16 protein-coding genes are annotated in these 18,362 nt (G+C 72.6%); 8 read left to right on the forward strand and 8 right to left on the reverse strand.

Annotation, left to right across the window (positions count from 1 at the left end; genetic code table 11):
* The 4 genes from D6689_19565 to D6689_19580 form a co-directional block, all read right to left on the reverse strand.
* The coding region (locus D6689_19565) for a hypothetical protein (protein ID RMH38445.1) at nt 1-1,871 on the reverse strand (1,871 nt) is incomplete at its 3' end.
* Entirely contained in the window at nt 1,766-3,424 is a 1,659-nt protein-coding gene (locus D6689_19570; GenBank protein ID RMH38446.1) for a DUF2330 domain-containing protein, read from the reverse strand. The genes D6689_19570 and D6689_19565, both read right to left, overlap by 106 nt.
* Nucleotides 3,402-4,049: a protein-L-isoaspartate(D-aspartate) O-methyltransferase gene (locus D6689_19575; GenBank protein ID RMH38460.1), complete on the reverse strand. Its 648-nt coding sequence runs from the start codon at nt 4,047-4,049 to the stop codon at nt 3,402-3,404. Before D6689_19575 ends, D6689_19570 begins: the two co-directional genes overlap by 23 nt.
* A 228-nt stretch (nt 4,050-4,277) precedes the next feature.
* Nucleotides 4,278-5,486, reverse strand: a complete 1,209-nt coding sequence (locus D6689_19580; GenBank protein ID RMH38447.1) for a hypothetical protein — start codon at nt 5,484-5,486, stop codon at nt 4,278-4,280.
* Between the two features lie 38 nt (nt 5,487-5,524).
* Between D6689_19580 and D6689_19585 the strand changes: the two genes are divergently transcribed.
* The 5 genes from D6689_19585 (at nt 5,525) to D6689_19605 (ending at nt 10,631) form a co-directional block, all read left to right on the forward strand.
* Complete coding sequence (locus D6689_19585) at nt 5,525-6,610, forward strand: PDZ domain-containing protein (protein ID RMH38448.1); 1,086 nt, start codon at nt 5,525-5,527, stop codon at nt 6,608-6,610.
* Between the two features lie 597 nt (nt 6,611-7,207).
* Entirely contained in the window at nt 7,208-8,782 is a 1,575-nt protein-coding gene (locus tag D6689_19590) for a serine/threonine protein kinase (GenBank protein RMH38449.1), read from the forward strand.
* Nucleotides 8,783-8,825: 43 nt separating this feature from the next.
* Nucleotides 8,826-9,698: a DMT family transporter gene (locus D6689_19595; GenBank protein RMH38450.1), complete on the forward strand. Its 873-nt coding sequence runs from the start codon at nt 8,826-8,828 to the stop codon at nt 9,696-9,698.
* A gap of 39 nt (nt 9,699-9,737) precedes the next feature.
* Complete coding sequence (locus D6689_19600) at nt 9,738-10,076, forward strand: hypothetical protein (GenBank protein RMH38451.1); 339 nt, start codon at nt 9,738-9,740, stop codon at nt 10,074-10,076.
* A 33-nt stretch (nt 10,077-10,109) separates the two neighbouring features.
* Nucleotides 10,110-10,631: a hypothetical protein gene (locus D6689_19605; protein RMH38452.1), complete on the forward strand. Its 522-nt coding sequence runs from the start codon at nt 10,110-10,112 to the stop codon at nt 10,629-10,631.
* A gap of 6 nt (nt 10,632-10,637) precedes the next feature.
* On the opposite strand, the gene D6689_19610 is transcribed toward D6689_19605, so the two are convergent.
* The 4 genes from D6689_19610 to D6689_19625 form a co-directional block, all read right to left on the reverse strand.
* Nucleotides 10,638-11,537 (reverse strand): prolipoprotein diacylglyceryl transferase, encoded by a 900-nt coding sequence (locus D6689_19610; GenBank protein RMH38453.1) that lies wholly within the window; start codon nt 11,535-11,537, stop codon nt 10,638-10,640.
* On the reverse strand, nt 11,534-12,679 hold the full coding sequence (locus tag D6689_19615; protein ID RMH38454.1) for a hypothetical protein: 1,146 nt from the start codon (nt 12,677-12,679) through the stop codon (nt 11,534-11,536). The genes D6689_19610 and D6689_19615 overlap by 4 nt, the downstream gene beginning before the upstream one ends.
* A 9-nt stretch (nt 12,680-12,688) precedes the next feature.
* Nucleotides 12,689-13,873: a pimeloyl-CoA dehydrogenase large subunit gene (locus tag D6689_19620; GenBank protein ID RMH38455.1), complete on the reverse strand. Its 1,185-nt coding sequence runs from the start codon at nt 13,871-13,873 to the stop codon at nt 12,689-12,691.
* A 64-nt stretch (nt 13,874-13,937) separates the two neighbouring features.
* Nucleotides 13,938-14,657 (reverse strand): hypothetical protein, encoded by a 720-nt coding sequence (locus tag D6689_19625; protein ID RMH38456.1) that lies wholly within the window; start codon nt 14,655-14,657, stop codon nt 13,938-13,940.
* Here D6689_19625 and D6689_19630 point away from each other — a divergent pair.
* The 3 genes from D6689_19630 to D6689_19640 all read left to right on the forward strand — a co-directional run bounded on the left by D6689_19630 (nt 14,418) and on the right by D6689_19640 (nt 18,324).
* Nucleotides 14,418-15,206 (forward strand): histidine phosphatase family protein, encoded by a 789-nt coding sequence (locus D6689_19630; GenBank protein ID RMH38457.1) that lies wholly within the window; start codon nt 14,418-14,420, stop codon nt 15,204-15,206. The two genes, D6689_19625 and D6689_19630, sit on opposite strands and share 240 nt — an antisense overlap.
* Before the next feature lie 38 nt (nt 15,207-15,244).
* Complete coding sequence (locus tag D6689_19635; GenBank protein ID RMH38458.1) at nt 15,245-16,606, forward strand: DsbA family protein; 1,362 nt, start codon at nt 15,245-15,247, stop codon at nt 16,604-16,606.
* An 89-nt stretch (nt 16,607-16,695) separates the two neighbouring features.
* Nucleotides 16,696-18,324, forward strand: coding sequence for a phosphoprotein phosphatase (locus D6689_19640; protein RMH38459.1), 1,629 nt, complete (start codon nt 16,696-16,698; stop codon nt 18,322-18,324).
* Nucleotides 18,325-18,362 lie beyond the last annotated feature (38 nt).

Below are 18,362 nucleotides of genomic sequence, written 5' to 3' on the forward strand. Positions count from 1 at the left end.
CCGCGCGCGACCGCCGCGGCCGCCGCCAGGCCGCCCCCCGCCGCCCACGCCCGCTCGAGGCCGTCGGCCCCGGCCGCGGCGTCGTCCTGGCGCGCCGCCAGCCATGCTCGGCCGTCGTCGTAGGCGCGCCGCGCGTCGACCGCGGCCGCGCCCCCCGCGCCGGGCCCGCCGACCACGGCTTCGGCTCGCGCGATGTCGGTGATCGGCTGGGGAGCGCACGGGTCGACCGCCGCGCCCGCCCCCGGCCGCGCGCGGCCGCGCCGCCACGCGCGGCAGGCCGCGCGCTGGACGGCGAGCGCGCGGCTGCGGTGGCGCAGCCGGACGGCGACGCGCAGCGGCAGGACCGCCGTCGCGGGCACATCCACCCGGAAGCGCGCGAGCCGCGCCGCGCGCGGCGGCACCGTGTGATCGTACGCGACCGCGCGAAACCGGTGCACGTCGCGCGCGACGGCCGGCCGCCCCCGGTCGTCGACCGCGCGGGCCGCGAGCACGTGCGCGTCGCCGCGGCCGTCCCCCCACCGCGTCCCGGAGGCGCCGATCGTGCGCCCGCGTGCGTCGACGACGCGCAGCTCGATCCACGTGTCCTGCGCGTCGCGCGTGCCGCCCGGAAAGCGATGGCCCACGCGATCGTTGCGCACGACCACGTCGACCTCGATCGCGTCGCCCGGCGCGATCGGCGCCGCCTCGGCGGGAAGCCACCGCCGGCCGCGCGCGTCGACGACGGCCGAGACGAACACGCTCGCCGCGCCGCGGAGCTGCGCATCGATCGCCGCCTGCTGGTCCGGATCGCCGATCATGGCCGCCAGCCAACTGTGTCCGCCCGCGAACCGGTGCGACGCCACCTGCCCGCGCGCGTCCGCCGCCGGATCGGCGGGCGCGTCGACCCGCGGCATGTGACAGCCGATGCAATCGCGCGGCTCGACCGCGTCGACGCGATCGACGCCGCTGCCGGCGTAGGCCGATCGCCGCCACGCGCCCAGTTCGTCCATGCCGGGCAAAAAGTCGCCGTGGCCGGTGTCCGCAGCGAGAAAGCCGCGATGGCACGCACCGCACAGCGCCGCGGACCGCAGGACGGCCGGTGCGGCCGCGCTTCGATGCCGCTGCACGGATTCGGGATCGCCGGCCCGCGGCAGCGGGATCGGCGCCTCGGCCAGCGTGTAGCTGCCGTTGCCGTCGGCCGTGACCCGGACGACGCCGTGGCACACCGCGCAGCTCACGCCCGCTGCGGCGCGCGGGTCCGCCGGCGACGCGCCGGCCACGTCGACGCCGTCGGCCAGCAGCGCCGCGTCGTGGCAGCCGGCGCACACGCGGACCGCGCGGGCGCCGGTCGCTCGCCCGAACGCGTCGACCGATGCGCGGTAGATCGGATTGTTCGCGACGGACGCGGACGCATGGGCGCTCGCGGACCACTGGCGCGCGATGTCCGCGTGGCACCCGCCGCAGCGATCGATGTCGGCCAGGTCCGCCCCCGTGCGCGACGGCGGAATGATCGCGCGCGCCGGCGCCAGCGGGCCAGCCGGCGCGGGGAGCACGAGTCGGGCGGCGCCCGCGCCGGCGGACGTGCGCGCGTCGCCGGCGGCGCGCGCCGCGCCGGGGGCCGCGCGGCCGGCGCCGGTCGCGCGGTCCGCGCCGTCCGGCGCGCGGTGGCTGCCGGAATCCGCGGCGGCGTCCGCCGCCCGCGCCGCACGGCCGTCGCCGCACGCACACGCGAGCGCCGCGACGGCCATCGCAACCGCGGCGCCCGCCGTCCCGCCGCGCGCCGCGGTCACCGGTGCCGCGCCGTCCGGCGCCGCCGCCCGACGAGCGCCGCGGCGACCACCGCCAGGAGCGCCGCGCTCCCGCCCGCGCCGTCGGACGACGCGCAGCCGCACGCCCGCCGCTTGCGCGCGGTCCCGTCGCCGCCCGCCGCTGCCGCGCCGCCCGCCGCCGCCTTGTCGCCGCGGCTCGCCTCGTCGCCGCCGGCCGCCGCCCCGCCCGCGGCGGCTGCCCCGCCGCCCGCTGCCGCCGCGGCCCGTCGCAGGCCGATCTCCGGCACGTCTTCGCGCACGAGCGACGCGAGCTGCACGCCGCCGCGCGGCACGAACGCCAGGTCACGCGCCGCGCGGGGCTGCGCGGGACCATCCACGCCCGCCGGCGGTCCGCCCCACCGGCCGCGCACCGGGTGTTCGCACTCGATCGGCCCCGTCCACCGGTGGCGGATCGCGTAGCGAGCCTGGAAATTGTTGCGTGGCGCCGGCGTCGCGCCCTTCTCCAGCGTGCCATCCGGGCCGGTGCGCCACTCGCGGCCGCCCGCGATCGGCGGCGCCTGCTTGAACACGAGGTCCTCGCCCAGCGAGTCCTTGCCATAGCGCGCGTGCAGGCGCGTCACGACGAACTCCCACGGCGACGTCCCGCCCGGGATCACGTCGCCGCCGAGGGTCGCCAACTCCGACGCGGTGAGCGCCGGCGTCGGGCACGGGTCGCAGCTCCCGGCGTCCCACGCGTATTCGGTCACCACCGCGCCCGGGTTCTTTTCGAGCGTGGCGTCGAACAGCGCCGCGTAGAATTCGCCGAACCGCTTGCGCACGGTGTCGTCGACGTCGATGTTGGTCGGGATCGTGACGTTCTTGTAATTGGCGACCTCGTAGCGCGTGCCGCGCGCGAGGATGTGAACGATCAGATCCTGCGTCCCGGCCGAGTTGACCAGGCCCAGCCGCACCGGCAGGCGAAACTCGTCGCTGTCGTAGTGAAATCGCAACGGCGACAGCATCGCCTGGCCGTCTTTGAACCGGACCTTGTCGACGTCGACCTTGGCGACGAAGAACTTCCAGCCGCCGGCGACGTACGGCCTCAGCAGCGGCTCGCTGTTCGGCGGGATCTTGTAGCCCTCGCGGCGCAGCCACGTATCGAGCCCGGTGGAGTCGCGCGCGCTCAAGATGACGATGTCGTACTCGCCGACCTTGAACTGGGCCTCGATGCGGACGCCGAACCCGGAGCCGACTGCGGCCGCCGCCTCGGGGGCCATCACGCCCCGCCGCGCGCTCTCGAAGACCACGTCGTCCAACTCCGGGGCGCACGGATCCTCTTCCCAGTATTCGACCAGGCGCGGAGCCGCGAGTTGGTCCACCCGGTCGAACACCTCGTCGGCGAGCGTCTTGACGTTGTCCTTCTGCAGCACGACCGGCACCGGAACCACCATGGCGAAGTCCTCGGGCGGTCCCTGGTAGTTGTTCTGCATCGACAGCACGGTGCGCGTGCCGTCGCGCATCAACACGACCATCGTCGCGTTGTTGTACAGGTCCGCGTCGGCCCCGCTGACGTAGAAGCCGCAAAACGCGCTCGCCGCCTGCGGCTGCGCCCCCCACACCGCCGCCGCCGTCGCCACGGCGACCGCCGCGCGCGAAGCCCGCCCACCCCGTCGATTACCGTTCGCCTGTCGCTCCATCTCGCATCTCCCCGGCCGCCGCTCCCGCAGCGCGCCCCTGCATGGGCACGAACCGCACCGGAAACACCGTGCGCTGATCGAACCCGTCCTCCGTACGCGTGATCACGCGCAACTCCTGATATGCGTCGCCGACCGGCACCACCAGGCGGCCGCCGACCGCGAGTTGTTCCAGCAACGGTTTCGGCACGTCGCGCGGCGCGGCCGTCACGATGATCGCGTCGAACGGCGCCGCTTCCGGCCAGCCGCCGTAGCCGTCGCCGCTGCGCACGTCGACGTTGTCGTAGCCGAGGCGTGCGAGCGTCGCCGCGGCGCGCTCGGCCAGCGGCGCGACGATCTCGATCGTGTAGACGCGCGCCGCCATCCGCGACAGCACCGCCGCCGTGTAGCCGGAACCGGTGCCGACCTCGAGCACCTTGTCGTCCGGTTCCGGCGCGGCCAGCTCGGCCAACACCGCCACGATGTACGGCTGGCTCATCGTCTGGTCGTACCCGATCGGTATCGGGTGGTCCTCGTACGCATGATCGCGCCCGCCGGCCGGTGCGAACTCGTGTCGGGGAACCTCGCGCATCGCGGCGAGCACGCGCGGGTTGCGGACGCCGCGTGCGACGAGTTGGTCCGCCACCATGCGCTCGCGGGCTGCGGCAGCCCAGTCCGTCGCGACCGGCGTCGCCGCCGGCCGCGCATCGCCGCTGCCGCGATCGCCGGAGCGCGGCGGCGACCGGCGATCGCACGCCACCGCGGTCGCGGCAACCACGACCAGGGCGATCACCGGCGGCAGCGCGCAGCCGTTGCGCGCGCAACGCGGTCGGCACCTCGGCGATGTTGCGCTGCGCGCCCGCACCCGGTCGAGATGTTACACGGCGCGGCGCGCCGCGAAAACAGCCGGACGCAGCGCCGGCGCCCGCAGGTGGCGATCCAGGAACGCGAAGATGTCGCGCCAACACCGCCGCGCCTGGCGGCGCCACACCATCGCGTGAAACGCGTGGATCTCGCCGGAATAGTACTCGGCCTCCGCCGCGCAGCCGAGCGCCCGCAGCGCGCGCACCATGCGGCGGGTATCGTCCAGCAGCGGATCCCGCGTGCCCACCGGCAAGAAGAACGGCGGCAGCGGCCGGTCCGGCGGCGCACCTCGCTCGAACACGAGCAGCGGGTCGGCGAGGTCCAGCACGCCCGGCTGCGGCTGGCGGTAGCCGCGCAGGTACGCGCGGCTCACCTCGAGGATGGCGCTGGTCACCCACAGCGGGATGCGCCGGCGGCGCGCGAATCGCTCGGGATCGGTGACTTGCAGGAGGCCGCACGCCGGGATGACCGCCGCCGGCACGAGGCCGGTGTCGAACACGCGCCGGGCGTACGGTTCGGGCCGGCGGTAGGTCGCCGCGACCGCCAGCGTCGACACGAGGTTCGCGCCGGCCGACTCGCCGGCGAGCACGAGGCGGGACCGGTCGCCACCGTACGCCGCCACGTGCTCCGATACCCACTCGTAGGCCGCGCACACGTCTTCGACCGCGGCGGGAAACGGGTGCCGCGGCGCCAGCCGGTAGCTGACGTTGCACACGAGGTACCCCTGGCGCGCGAACGCAAGCCCCATGATCCAGTGGCTGTCCTTCGACAGCATGCGGAACCCGCCGCCGTGTACATACAACACGACCGGGTGCGGTTCCGGGTGACGCGTCGGCCGGTAGATGTCGAGATGGTGGTCGCGAATCGCGCGATCGCCGTACGGAATGTTGCGGATCACCTCGACGTTGTGGCGGTCCGGACGCGCGAGCGGATGGCGGCGAGCGGCGACCGCGAGCGCGTTGAGCACTCCGTCGGTGACGACGTGGCCGGCGCCGAGGCGCAGGCGCTTCTGAATCGCCAGCAGGCGCTGTTGTCGGGAATCCACGACCGGTACGACTCGCCGGAGCCGGGATCGCGGTCGCGCGAACCCGACGTCCACTCGAAGGATAGCAGCACGGCGGCACGTGCGCCGCCCGGGCAGTGTCGCACGCCGGGGTGACAGTTGGCACCGCGGCGGGTCCGATCTACCTTGTCGGACACATGGAACCCTACCCGCAGCCACCGTCCCCGGCGCCGCGCGGGCCGTCGCCGCTCACGTACATGATCCCGTCGGCGCTGCTGTTCGTCGTCGCCGGGCTCCTGGTGTGGTCCGTGTTGCGAGCCGCGCCGACCGCGCCGCCTCCGAGCGTCGAACCGCGCGCGATCACCCCGCGCGGCGACCTCGCCGAGGACGAGCGCGCGACGATCGAGCTGTTTCAGGCGACCGCGCCGTCGGTCGTCCACATCACGACCATCGGCCGGGGAATCCTGCACTTCAACGTCATGGAGCTGCCCAAGGGCACCGGCTCCGGCTTCGTGTGGGACACCGCCGGCCACATCGTCACCAACTTTCACGTCATCGAGAACGCCCGGCACGCGCAGGTCACGTTCGGCAACGGCGACACGTTCGACGCCGAACTCGTCGGCGTCGCACCCGACAAGGACATCGCCGTGCTGCGCGTCGACGCGGACCCGTCCATCCTCAAGCCGCTGCCGGTCGGCACGTCGAGCGACCTGGTCGTCGGCCAGAAGGTGTTCGCCATCGGCAACCCGTTCGGGTTCGACCAGACGCTGACGACGGGCGTCATCAGCGGGCTCGGGCGCGAGATCCGCTCGCGCAGCGGGCGCCCCATTCAGGATGTCATCCAGACCGACGCCGCGATCAACCCCGGCAACTCCGGCGGGCCCCTGCTCGACAGCGCGGGGCGCCTGATCGGAATCACGACCGCCATCTACAGCCCGTCCGGCGCGTCGGCCGGCATTGGCTTCGCGGTGCCGGTGGACATCGTCAACCGCATCGTTCCGCAGCTCATCCGGGACGGCCGCGTCACCAAGCCGGGGCTCGGCATCCATATCGCGCAGGACGCGTACGCGCGGCGACACGGAATCGAAGGCGTCCTCGTGCTCAGCGTGCCCGAGGACAGCGCCGCGGCGGCCGCCGGGCTGCGTGGGATCGGCCGTGCCCCCGACGGCCGGTATGTGCTCGGCGACGTCATCGTCGAGGCGGACGGCAAGCCCGTGCGCGAGACCGCCGACCTGTACCGCGTGCTCGACCGGCACGAAGTGGGCGACACGATCGAACTCGTCGTTCGACGAAACGGCGGCGACACCGCGCGACTGAAGGTCACGCTGCAAGCGCTCAACTGAGCGCAGCGCGCGAGGGCCTCGGCTCCGCGTGCAGGCCGGCGGGCGGTCAGTGCGCCGGCCGAACTCGCCGGTCGCGCACGCTCATCGGCGGCCCGATGAGGGTGCGTGGCTCGGCGAAGGCGGATCGCGCTGCCCACCGCGGAGCAGGCGAGGCGGGCGGCCGACGGCGGGGGGGATCCCGTGCGAGGAGGTCCGGCGCCGCGGGCGGATGCGTTTCCCGCCGCAACGGCGCGCGCGGCGGGACGCCCGCCGGGTGGCGGTGCCAACGGCGCGCCGGGCGCGGGGCGCCCGCCGGTCGCCCCGCGGCACCGGTCGGCCGTGGCGCGACCGATCCGGTCACCGGCCGCGTGCGGGATGGTCTACGATGGACGTCGTCCGCCCGCGCGAGCCGGATCGCCACGCCGCGCGTGCGGTCCCACCCTAGCGCGCCACCCCGCAGCGACCCCGGTGTACGAGCCCCGATCACCTTCCGACGCCGACGCCCAGTCGACGGCGACCACGGCCGCGTGCCGCCCACCGGCCGCGTCGCCGGCCACCGCCGCCCCCGGTGCCGGCACCGCCACCGGAGCTACCGAGCGGCGGACGGAAAGCGGTGCCGTGGCCACGCCCGAGCAGGCGCTGCACGCCGACGAGGTGCAGCGCATGCGGGTGTTTTTCGCGTTCATCGGGGTTCTCACCGCGGCGCTCATCCCGCTGTTGATCGCGTTGCCGGGCGATCCGCTCGCGACCCGCCTGCACGCGGGGATGTGCGCGGTGACGGCGACCGTCTGCGCTGTCTTGCTGTGGATCGTCCGCGATCCCGACCGCTATCGCCCCTGGCACGTCACGCTGTTTGGGCACGTCGCCGTCGTGACGCTGTCGGCCGCGTACTACTTCTGGGGCGTGTTCTCGGGCGTTTTGCTCATCGCGCCGATCGGCACGTTCATGTTTGCGCTCGGGCGAAACTTTCGCGGTGCGCTGTCGATCCACCTTCACGCGACCGCTGCACACGCGCTGCTCGCCACGCTCCAGATCGAGAGGGTCATCGATGACGTGGCGCTGCTGCGGGCTCCCGAGCTGCCCCGCGCCGCCAGCTACGGCGTGCTGCTGGCGCTGCAGTTCGTATTCAACGCTGCGTTCGTGATGGCGCGGGGACTTCGGCGCAACACGTTTGCCATCATGGAGCAGCTCGACCGGGCGGTCCGCGACGCCGCGCACCGCGAGGCGCTGCTCAACGAGGCGCGCCAGGACCTCGCGGCCGCGATGCGCATCGGCGGGCCGGGCCGGTTCACGGATCAAGTGATCGGCTCGTTCCGGCTCGGGCCGGTCATCGGCCGCGGTGCGATGGGCGAGGTGTATGACGCCACGCACATCGACACCGGCGAGCCGGCCGCCGTCAAGCTGCTCAGCCGCGACGCGATGGCCAAGCCGGACGCCATCGCGCGGTTCGAACGCGAACTGCACATCGCCGCGTCGCTGACCGTTCCGAACGTCGTCCGCGTGCTCGAAGTGGCGGACGCCTCGGCGCCGGTGCGCTATCTGGCCATGGAGCGGCTGTACGGCGAGACCCTCGCGGATATCCTGCGCCGCACGCCGCGGCTGGCCGCCGATGCGACGATCGAACTGTTGCGCGCGCTCGCGGACGGACTCGCCGCGGCGCACGAGTCCGGCATCGTCCACCGCGATCTGAAACCGCGCAACATTTTCCGGCACCAGCGGCCGACGGACGCTCGCGCCGTGTGGAAGATTCTCGACTTCGGCGTGTCCAAGCTCGGCGACAGCGGCGGCACCCTCACCCAAGGGCACATCGTCGGCACCCCGACCTACATGGCGCCGGAGCAAGCGCGCGGCGACACCGTCGACCATCGAGCCGACATCTACGCCTGCGGCGCGATCGCGTACCGCGTCCTGACCGGGCGCCCGGCATTCACCGGACGGGACGTACCGGCGATTCTCCGCGCCGTGGTCTACGACACGCCACCGCAGCCGTCGCGCATCGCGCCGATCCCGCCCGAGGTCGACCTCGTGCTCGCGGTTGCGCTCGCGAAGAATCCCGACGATCGCTTCGCGAGCGCGAACGAGTTCGCCGGCGCGCTGGCGGAGGCGCTCGCCGGCTCGCTCCGCGAAAGTCTGCGCGCGCGCGCGCACGCGGTGCTCGCGTCCGCCCCGTGGGGGGTACGGGACGCGCGATGACCGGCGCGGGCTCGAGCGGGAGCGCGGCGCCGGAGGCCCCACGATGACACCGGGCGTCGATCGCGGCCGTGGCGCCGGCATCGCCGCCGTCGTCGCGGCGCTCGTCGGCTTCAGTTGGGGCTTCGTCCTCGCGAAGCTGATCGCCGCGCCGCCGCCGGTGATCGCGATGTGGCGCCTCGCGATCGGCGCCGCCGTCCTCACCGCCATCGCGGCCGCCTTGCGCGCGCCCTGGCCGCGCCTGCGCGGCGCGGTGCTCGTGTCGGGGATCGCGTTCGGCGTCCACCAGATGCTCTACGTGACGTCGGTGCAGTGGACGTCGGTCTCGGTCGTCGCCCTGATCGGCGCCGCCCAGCCGCTGTTGGTGTCGGCGGTCAGCCGCCGGACGGTCGGCGAGCCCGTGTCGCGCGCGCTGGTCGCGTGCAGCGCCCTCGCCCTGGCCGGCGTCGCCGTCGTCGTCCACGCCGACCTCGGTTCGGCCAGTCACACGGTCCGCGGCGACCTCGCGGCGATCGCCAACCTCGCGGTCGTCACCGTCTATTTCCTCGCGGCGAAGCGCGCGCGCGTCGACGGCGCGCCGACGCTCACGCTCACCGCCGCGACGCTGGCGATCGCGCTGTGCGTCGTCGCGCCGGTCGCGGCCGCCACCGCGCCCGATCTGTCGCCGCCGCGCGGCCGCCAATTGGGCTACCTGCTGGTGCTCGCCCTCGGCTCGGGCAACTGCCACCTGCTGGTGAACTGGGCCCACCGCCGGGTGTCGGCCGCGCTCGCCGCGTTGATCCTGTCAGGCTTGCCCATTCTCGTCGGGATATGGGGGCACCTCGTGCTCGGCGAGACGCTCGGCTGGCGACATGCCGCCGGAATGGCGCTCGTCGTGGCGTCCATCGACCTCGCCCGCCGCGCCGAGCGCCGGACTTGACGGACGGAGTCCGACCGGATACTGTTCACATGTTCAGTTATGCAGCCAGCCGACCTCCAGCGGGCGCTCCGCGCGCTGCGCGCCGTCTATGCGATCGTTCGGGAGCCGCACCGCGACGAGGTCGCCGCGGCCGTGGCCGACTTCGGCGTGCGCCTCGGCCGGGCAGCCTCGGCCGGCGACACGCACGCCGCCGAGCGCATCCTCGCCGACGTCGGAGAGTGGTTGGTGCGCATGCGCCACGTGATCACGTCGCGCCTCGAGGCGCCGTTTACCGCGGGCGCCGTCGCGCTGCCGGTCGATCCGCCGGTCGGCCGGCGGCAGCCGCACCGGCCGGCCACTGCCGCGCGGACGCCGCGCGCCGACCGCCCGCGACGATAGCCGGGCGGCGGCCCAGCGGGTATCGTCGCGCCCATGTCGTTCAAACCGCGCCGCCACAAGGATCGCAGCGACCCGTTCGCCATGCTCGAACGCTCGCACGAGCGGTTGCAGCAGCAACTCGACACGCTGCTCGGGGCCGCCGCCGTACTGAACGACGATCCGGCCGACGCGGGCGCGCGTCGCGCCGTCGTCGCCGTGTCCGAGTTTCTGACGCGCGCCGCGGTGCGCCACGAACAGGACGAGGAGCAATCGCTGTTTCCGCGACTTGCCGACGCCGGCGCGGACCTGGCGGCGCTGCTCGATCGTCTCGCCGTCGAACACCGCGCGCACGAGACGCTGCACAATCAGCTCGCGGACATCGCCGCGTCATGCGATCGGCCGCTGTCGGCGGCCACGGTTGCGGAGCTGTCGGATATCGCGATGACGCTGGCGCAGGTGTACGCCAAGCACATCGAGACCGAGGAGACCCTGCTGTTTCCGGCGGCACGCGCTCACCTCGACGCCGCCGCGCGCGCTGCGATCGCCGCCGAGATGCAGGCGCGGCGCGGCCGCTGACGCGCGCTACCGGTTGCGCCGCCGCGCCTTGCGAGCCGGCGCCTTGGCGCGGCCGCCCCCGCCGGCCGCGCGCCCCCCCTCCGCGTCGGCCGCCGTCCCAGCGCCAGCGGACGTCGTGCCGCGCCGCTTGACCGCGTACACCATGAGCGCCACGCCGACGATCGTGATCGCGACCGATACGTAGTGCGCCGGTGTGAGGCCGAAGTACCGCGTGTCACCGCCGTGTGCCCTGTCGACTCGGAGAAAGTCGAAGAAGAACCGCACCGGCCCGTACATCAGCGGCGCGGTCGCGACGATGACCCCCGTCGGCCGATTCCTCCACCGCACGAGCGCCCAGACGACCGCGCCGATCACGAGCAACCACAAGAACTCGTAAAACCCGAGGTCGTGGCGCGCGACGCCGTCCGGGAACACCATCGCGAGAACAAAGTCGCTCTGCTTGCCCGGGTGGTCGTGCACGAGCGTGCAGCCGAGCCGGCCGAAGATCCAGCCGGGCACGACCCCGACCGCCATCGCATCCGCGTAGCGCAGCGCCGAGTGGTGCGTACCGTCTCGCTTGTTGATGCGGCGAATGCACCACAGAAACCCGAGCGTACCGCCGATCATCCCGCCCACCGACGAGATCCCCTGCCAGAACTTGAGCAGGATCAGCGGATCGCGCTGGATCGCGCCGGGTTGGTAGAACAGGACGTCGAACACGTGCGACGTGACGAAGCCGACGGACACGGCCCACACGATCGCCGACTGGATGACATCCTCGTCGAGCCCCTCCCGGTCGGCAAAGTTGCGGATGAGGTGTGCCGCGACCAGCACTCCGATCGCGACGAGAATGCCGAACGTGTTGAGGAAGCCGAAGTACTGCGGCTTGATCGGCAGAAGCGGAATGACGGCGGACACGGCGCTCACGCCTCGATCCCCTCGACGAACGACGGCAGTGCCGCAAACCGCGCGACGTGGTGCTCCTCGTCGCCGAACAGCGTGTTGAGCACGTGCATCCGCTTGAAGTACAGCCCGATGTCGTGTTCCTCGGTGATCGCGATGCCGCCGTGAAGTTGAATGCCCTGCTGACTGACGAACTTGCCGCCGGTCGCGAGCTGTACTTTCGCGGCCGACACGGCGCCGGCGCGCACGTCCGGGTCCGAGCCGTCGCTGCAGCGGATCGCCGCCTCGATGGCGTGGGAACGGCACAGCTCGGTCTCGATGAACATGTCGACCGCGCGGTGTTGCAGCGCCTGGAACGCGCCGATCTTGACGCCAAACTGCTCGCGGGTCTTCAGATAGTCCACGGTCATGTCGAGGACGGCCTGGCACACGCCGACTCCCTCGGCACACGCGCCGGCCGCCGCCCAGTCGAGCGCGGTCGCCAGCGCGCGCTCGGCTGCCTCCCCGGGGTCACCGAGCCGCCGGTCGTCGGCGACGCGCACGCCGTCGAGCCGCACCATCGCCGCCCGATTGCCGTCCATCGTCTGCACAGGTCGTACCGTCAACCCGTCAGCCCCCCGATCGACCGAGAACAGCGCGATTCCGTCCGGACACCGAGCGGACACGATCAGCACGTCCGCCGCGTGGCCGGCGAGCACCCACACCTTCTGCCCCGCGAGCGTCCAGTCGCCGCCAGCGCGCTCGGCCACCGTGGTCACCGCGGTCGGGTCGAACCGGCCGTCGCGCTCGGCCCACGCCAGCGCGACCACGCTGTCTCCCGCACACAGCGGCTCGAGCCATCGCCGCTGCTGCTCGGCGTCCCCGGCGGCCAACACGGCTGTTCCCGCGAGCACCGCCGACGCGAGGTACGGCTCCGGAACGAGCGTCGCCGCGAACTGCTCGAGCACGAGCGCGGCGTCCACCATCGTGCCGCCGTAGCCGCCGACGGCTTCGGGAAACAGGATGCCGAGCCAGCCGAGTTCGCCCATCTGGCGCCACACGTCCCGGTCGAAGCCGGCTTCGCTGGCCATCATCTTGCGCTTGCGCGCCACGGGCGACTCCTTCTTGGCGAAGGCGGCCGCCGTGTCGCGCAGCATCTTTTGGTCGTCGGTGAGATCGAAGTTCACGGCGCGCCTCTATCGCGTGGGCAGCCCCAAAATCAGTTTGGCGATCACGTTTCTCTGGATCTCGTTGGTTCCGCCGTAGATCGTCGTCGCCCGCGCGTAGTTGAATCCGGGCGCAACGGGCTGCTCCTCGTCGGATACGACCCCCGGCTCGTTGAACCACGACAGCGAGTTGTGGCCCATCACCTCCATCGCCAGCACGTAGGCCTCCTGCAGGATCTCCGAGCCGCGGATCTTGAGGATGGACGACTCCGGCCCGGGCGCGCGGCCGAGCTGCGCCCCCGCCAGCGCCCGGTAGTTCGCCATCTGCAGGCCGCGCAGTTTGACCTCCAGCCGCGCGATGCGCGCGCGGTAGCCGGGGTCGTCGAGCAACCGGCGCCCGCCCGCCATCGTGCGCGCCGCGATCCGCTTGACCTTGCGGATCATGCGGCGCGAATCGCCGACCGCCGCGATCAGCGTGCGCTCATGGCCGAGCAGCGCCTTCGCCAGGGTCCAGCCGCCGTGCAGCGGCCCGACCAGGTTCTCCTTCGGCACCACCACGTTGTCGAAGAACGTCTCGCAAAACGCGGGCGTGCCGGCGATGGTGAGCATCGGCCGCACCTCGACGCCCGGCGACTTCATGTCGATGAGCAGAAAGCTGATCCCCTCTTGCTTCTTGCCCGACGAGTCGGTGCGCACTAGGCAGAAGATCCAGTCGGCGTACTGCGCGTAGGTAGTCCACGTCTTCTGTCCGTTGACGACGAAGTGGCCGGCGCCGTCGTCGTCGGCGCGACACTGCAGCGACGCCAGGTCGCTGCCGGCGTTCGGCTCCGAGTACCCCTGACACCAGACCTCCTCCCCCGACAGGATCTTCGGCAGAAACCGCGCCTTTTGCGCGTCGCTGCCGAACTGGATGAGCAGCGGGCCGACCATCGACAGGCCGAACGGGCTCAGGTTCGGCGCCCCGGACATCTCGAGTTCTTCGCGAAACAGAAACCGCCGCGTCGCATCCCATCCGGTGCCGCCGTACTCCTTCGGCCAATGCGGCGCGACCCAGCCCTTTTCGTAGAGGATGCGGTGCCACTGCATGACCTCGTCCATGTCGAAGCTCGCGCCGACGGCCGCCTTGGCGCGAATCGCCGGCGGCATCGCCTGCTGAATCCACGCGCGCACCTCGTCGCGGAACGCGATGTGTTCTCGTGTGAACGACAGGTCCATGGCGCAGGTAGCCTAGCACCGCGCGGCGCGCGCGGGTCAACCGCGCCGGAGTGGAACCCGCTGGCTACAGGAGTTCGGCGTCGAGGCGCTCGAGCACGCGGTCGAGTTCGGCGGGGCTGTCCATGTCGACGACGATGTCGCCGGCGCCGAGCGCGGCGGCGGCCTGCCGGTACGCGAGCGACCGAGCGCGCGGCACGACGCACGCAATGATGCGGTGGTCCGCCTCGACGAACGCGCGCGCGAGGTCCTCCGGCGGCGGCGCGGCGGCGACGTCATAGCCGGCGTCGGCCACAGCCTTCGCGCACGCCGGGTCGCCGACCAACACGCAGAAATCGCGCCGGCTGCCGAGCTTCACCAGGTACTCGTCGAGCGCCTCGCGAAACCCTTTCGGTGCCTTCCGGATTTCGATCCCCGCTCCCGGGCGCCGCCGGCAGCGCGCCGCGAGATCCGCGTCGAGCACGTGGGCCACTACCCCTTTGACCGTGTAGCGCCCCTGCCCCGGCAGGTCGATCTCGACCTCGACGTCGGTCAGTGGTGTCAAGTGGTGCGCGTCGGGAATGAACAGCCCTCCCCGGCTGATGTTCTCGGCGTACTCGCGCACGAACTCACTCGCGGCCGCGTACCGCACGGCCAGGCCGACGCGGTGGCGCGCAGATCGTCTCGACTCGCCCAACCTGCCGATCAGTGTACCGCCGTGGTACCGTCGGTGTCCGTGGAGACGCTGGTGTTTTTGGTCCGTCACGGGATCACCGACTGGCACGCACACCGCAAGGTCCTCGGCCATCGCGACATCCCGCTCAACGACGAAGGCCGTCGCCAGGCCGAGGCGATCGCCGACGCGCTGGCCGCCGTGCCGATCGCGGACGTCGTGTCGAGCCCGCTGGTCCGCGCGGTCCAGACTGCCGAGGCGATTGGCCGCCGCTGCGGCATCCAGGTCGCGCGCGATCCGCGCCTCATCGACTTGCGCGTCGGCCGATGGGAAGGCGTGTCCTACGACGACGTCGACGCGAGCCCCGAGTACCAGCGGTTTCTCGCCAATCCGGAGTCCGAGACGATTCCCGGCGGCGAGAATCTCGCCGACGTGCGCACGCGCGCGGTCGGCGCGCTCGAACAGGCGCTGGAGGACAGCCCGTCGGGCGACGGCATCGTCGTCGTCACCCACGCCGGCATCATCCGCGTGCTGCTCACGCACTACCTCGGAGCGCCGCCGTCGAACTACCATCGAGTGCGGGTCGCGCCCGGTTCGGTGTCCGTGCTGGCGTTCGCCGACGATCGCCAGCCGCCGCGCGTGCTGGCGGTCAACTGGCTCGGCGACCTGCGCGCCGTGCTGTGACGGCGGGCGCGGCGGCCGCGATCGGCTACGATCGAAGGGTGACGCGCCGCGCTTTCGCACTCGCCGCCGTCGCCGCGCTGGCCGCAACGCCGGCGCGCGCGCGACCGCGCCGCCCGGGCGCCGCCGCGGTCGTGGTCCACGCGCCCCGCGGCGCCGTGCCGTCGCTCGGGCCGCGTCACGCGCCGGTCACGATCGAGTTCTTCTGCAACTTCGCCGGCGAGCGCCAGAGCATCACGCTCTATTGGTTGCTCAAACAACTTCACGCGCGCCACCCGCGGCGTGCGCGCATCGAGTTTCACATCGTCGGAAACCGCTACAGCGAGGCGGCGTACGAGGCGTTCGACCAAGGCGCGTTCTTTGCATTCGCCGACGCCGCGTTCTCCCAGCGCGCGCGCCCGCGACCTGACGACATCGATCGGTGGGCCGAGGCGGCGGGCATGAACGTCGACGCGCTCCATCGCGCCCTCGATCGCGGCACACACCGCGCCCGAGCCGACGCCGCGCGCGCGCGGCAGCGACGCCGCGGCAACACCGGGCGGCGCCTCGCGTTCAACGGCGTGTTGGCCGCCCGCGCCATTACGGTCCTCGAGGAGCTCGAGGACGCCTACGACGCCGCGTACGCCGACGCGCGCGCGCTGCTCGACGACGGCGTTCCGGTCGCCGCCGTGTTCGACGAACTCGTGCGGCGCGCCGACGCCGCGCGGCCGCCGCCGCTCGGCCTGCCCGGCAACGTCGACCCGACCGCGGCCGTGGACCCGCCGCCGGTCGAGCCGCCGCAGTTGCTCGCGCGCGCGCTCGCGCTCGACCGCGTGCCGACCCGCGGCCCGGTCGATGCGCCGGCGGTGCTCGCGGTGTTTTGCAGCCTCCAGTCGGGCAACTGCCGCGAGCTGTTGCGCCGCATCGATCGCGTTCGCGCCCTGTATCCCGACGCGGTGCGCGTCGCGCTGTGGCCGCTGTTCGACGACGAGGTCCATCCCGATGCGCGCCGCGCCTTCGAGACGGCGCTGTGCGCGGGCGACCAGGGAAAGTTCTGGGCGTTCGTCGATCAGCTGTTCGCGGTGTTCCGCCCCAGCCAGCTCGGCGACGCCGACCTCGAGGCCCACGCCGAGGCCGCCGGCGTCGCCATCGACGCGCTGCGCCGATGCGTGCAGGACGGCCGCCATGCCGGCGACGTCGACCGGGCGCTGCGCGACGCGCACGCGGCGGGCGTCGTGTATTCCCCGACACTCGTCGCCGGCCGGCGCGTGTACGTCGGCATGCGCCATCCGGACGAGCTGGCCGCGATCGTGGCCGACGCGTTGCGCCCGGGGGTGCTCGAACGGGCCGGCTGGCTGCGCCGCGGCGTGCTCGACGCGCTGTCGAACCGGGCGCCGCCCCCGGCCGGCGGCGCGGCGAACTGACGTGTATCACGGCGAAAACCTTACCGTTTACGCCTCTGTCGCGTTGACCGCCCGACGCGCGCCGTGGTCTACTGAATCGAGAAGGAGCGATGGAGCTTCTGTTCGCAGCTGCGACTGACGTCGGCCGTCAGCGCGACCACAACGAGGACAACTTCCTCGTCGACAAGAAGCTTCAGCTGTTCATCGTCGCCGACGGCATGGGCGGGCACGCGGCGGGTGAAGTCGCGTCGTCGATCACCGTCCACACGCTGCGCGATGCGGTGCACGAAAACCGCGACCTGCTCGACCGGTTCGCCAAGGGTGACGGCGACGTGCAGGCCGTCGAGATCCTCCAGATGCTCGAGCACGCGGTGCAGTCGGCGTGCAGCGCCGTGTACGCGCGCGCCCAGGCCGAGCAGGACAAGCGCGGCATGGGAACGACGGTGTCCGTGCTGCTCATCGTCGACGGCCCGGAGAACCCGCGCGGGTTCATCGCGCACGTCGGCGACAGCCGGATCTACCTCGTCCGCCAGAATCAGACGCACCAGCTCACCGAGGACCACTCGCTGATGAACGAGCTGGTCAAGCGCGGCAAGATCAAGCCGGGCGAGATCGACAACTCGCCGTACAAGCAGTTCAAGAACGCCGTCACGCGCGCGGTCGGCGTCTACCCGTCGGTCGAGGTCGACACGTTCGACTTCGACATCTTCCCGGGCGACGAATTCCTGCTGTGTTCGGACGGCCTGTACGTATACCTTGAGGACGGCGAACTGCCGGCGCTGCTGGACCGCCCCAAGTTGCGCGACGTCCCGCGCGCGCTCATCGACCTGGCGAACGCCGGCGGCGGCCACGACAACATCACGACGATCGTCGTCCGCGTGTCCGACGAGGGGGCCGACGCCTTCGACCTGCGCGCGCAAGATCTGTCGCTCAAGCTCGAGGTGCTCAAGGCGATGCCGCTGTTCCGCTACCTGAGCTACAAGGAACTCGTCCGGGTGATGAACATCACCGACACCGTGTCGTTCAAACCGGGCGAGTCGATCATCCGCGAGGGCGACCCCGGCGAGACGATGTACGTGGTGCTCGACGGAGACGTGCGGCTTCACAAGGGCGACACGTCCATCGCGACCCTCGGCAAGGGACAGCACTTCGGCGAGATGGCGCTGGTCGACCGGAGCCCGCGGTCGCTGAGCGCCACCGCGACATCGGCAAGCCGCCTGCTCGCGATCCGCCGCAAGGACTTCTACGAGATCATCAAGAAGGAGCCGAGCCTGTCGGTGAAGCTGCTGTGGAGCTTCGTCCAGGTGCTCGCCCAGCGACTGCGCAAGACGACGCGCGACCTCGACGACGCGCGGCAACACGTGGCGACTCCGCCGCCGTTTCCGGCCGCCGTCGCCCCCGCGGGTGCGGCCGCCGGGGTGGTGCCGTCGGCCGCGTTCGACGACGACGACGACGAGATCAAGACCGAGGTCATCGAACGTCCGGACGCCGACGACGCGGACGCGGGCGACGAAGGCGGCGACGGCGAGGTGAAGACGGACACGATCGCGCCGATCGCGGCCGCGAACGACCGCGGCCGCGGCGATACCGGCGGCGGGGACGAGGACGACGCCGTCGCAGAACTCGCCCAGTCCGACACGGTCCCCCAGATCGAGGCCGTGGACGCCGGCGGCGACGGGCGCGCGACCGCGACCGACGGACGCGGCGCGACCGCCGCGCGCGCCGCGCGCGACGACTGAGCCCCGCGCGCGCCGCGGCCGGCGCCCCGCGCGACGAC

The sequence above is a fragment of the Deltaproteobacteria bacterium genome (assembly GCA_003696105.1).
Taxonomy (GTDB): domain Bacteria; phylum Myxococcota_A; class Polyangia; order Haliangiales; family J016; genus J016.

What these genes read in the sequence shown, in the direction of transcription:
- D6689_19600 (RMH38451.1), top strand. Translation starts at nt 9,738, where the DNA reads ATGCAGCCAGCCGACCTCCAGCGGGCGCTCCGCGCGCTGCGCGCCGTC.
- D6689_19585 (RMH38448.1), top strand. Translation starts at nt 5,525, where the DNA reads ATGATCCCGTCGGCGCTGCTGTTCGTCGTCGCCGGGCTCCTGGTGTGG.
- D6689_19605 (RMH38452.1), top strand. Translation starts at nt 10,110, where the DNA reads ATGTCGTTCAAACCGCGCCGCCACAAGGATCGCAGCGACCCGTTCGCC.
- D6689_19625 (RMH38456.1), bottom strand. Translation starts at nt 14,657, where the DNA reads ATGGCCGAGGACCTTGCGGTGTGCGTGCCAGTCGGTGATCCCGTGACG.
- D6689_19640 (RMH38459.1), top strand. Translation starts at nt 16,696, where the DNA reads ATGGAGCTTCTGTTCGCAGCTGCGACTGACGTCGGCCGTCAGCGCGAC.
- D6689_19570 (RMH38446.1), bottom strand. Translation starts at nt 3,424, where the DNA reads ATGGAGCGACAGGCGAACGGTAATCGACGGGGTGGGCGGGCTTCGCGC.
- D6689_19620 (RMH38455.1), bottom strand. Translation starts at nt 13,873, where the DNA reads ATGGACCTGTCGTTCACACGAGAACACATCGCGTTCCGCGACGAGGTG.
- D6689_19575 (RMH38460.1), bottom strand. Translation starts at nt 4,049, where the DNA reads ATGGTGGCGGACCAACTCGTCGCACGCGGCGTCCGCAACCCGCGCGTG.
- D6689_19595 (RMH38450.1), top strand. Translation starts at nt 8,826, where the DNA reads ATGACACCGGGCGTCGATCGCGGCCGTGGCGCCGGCATCGCCGCCGTC.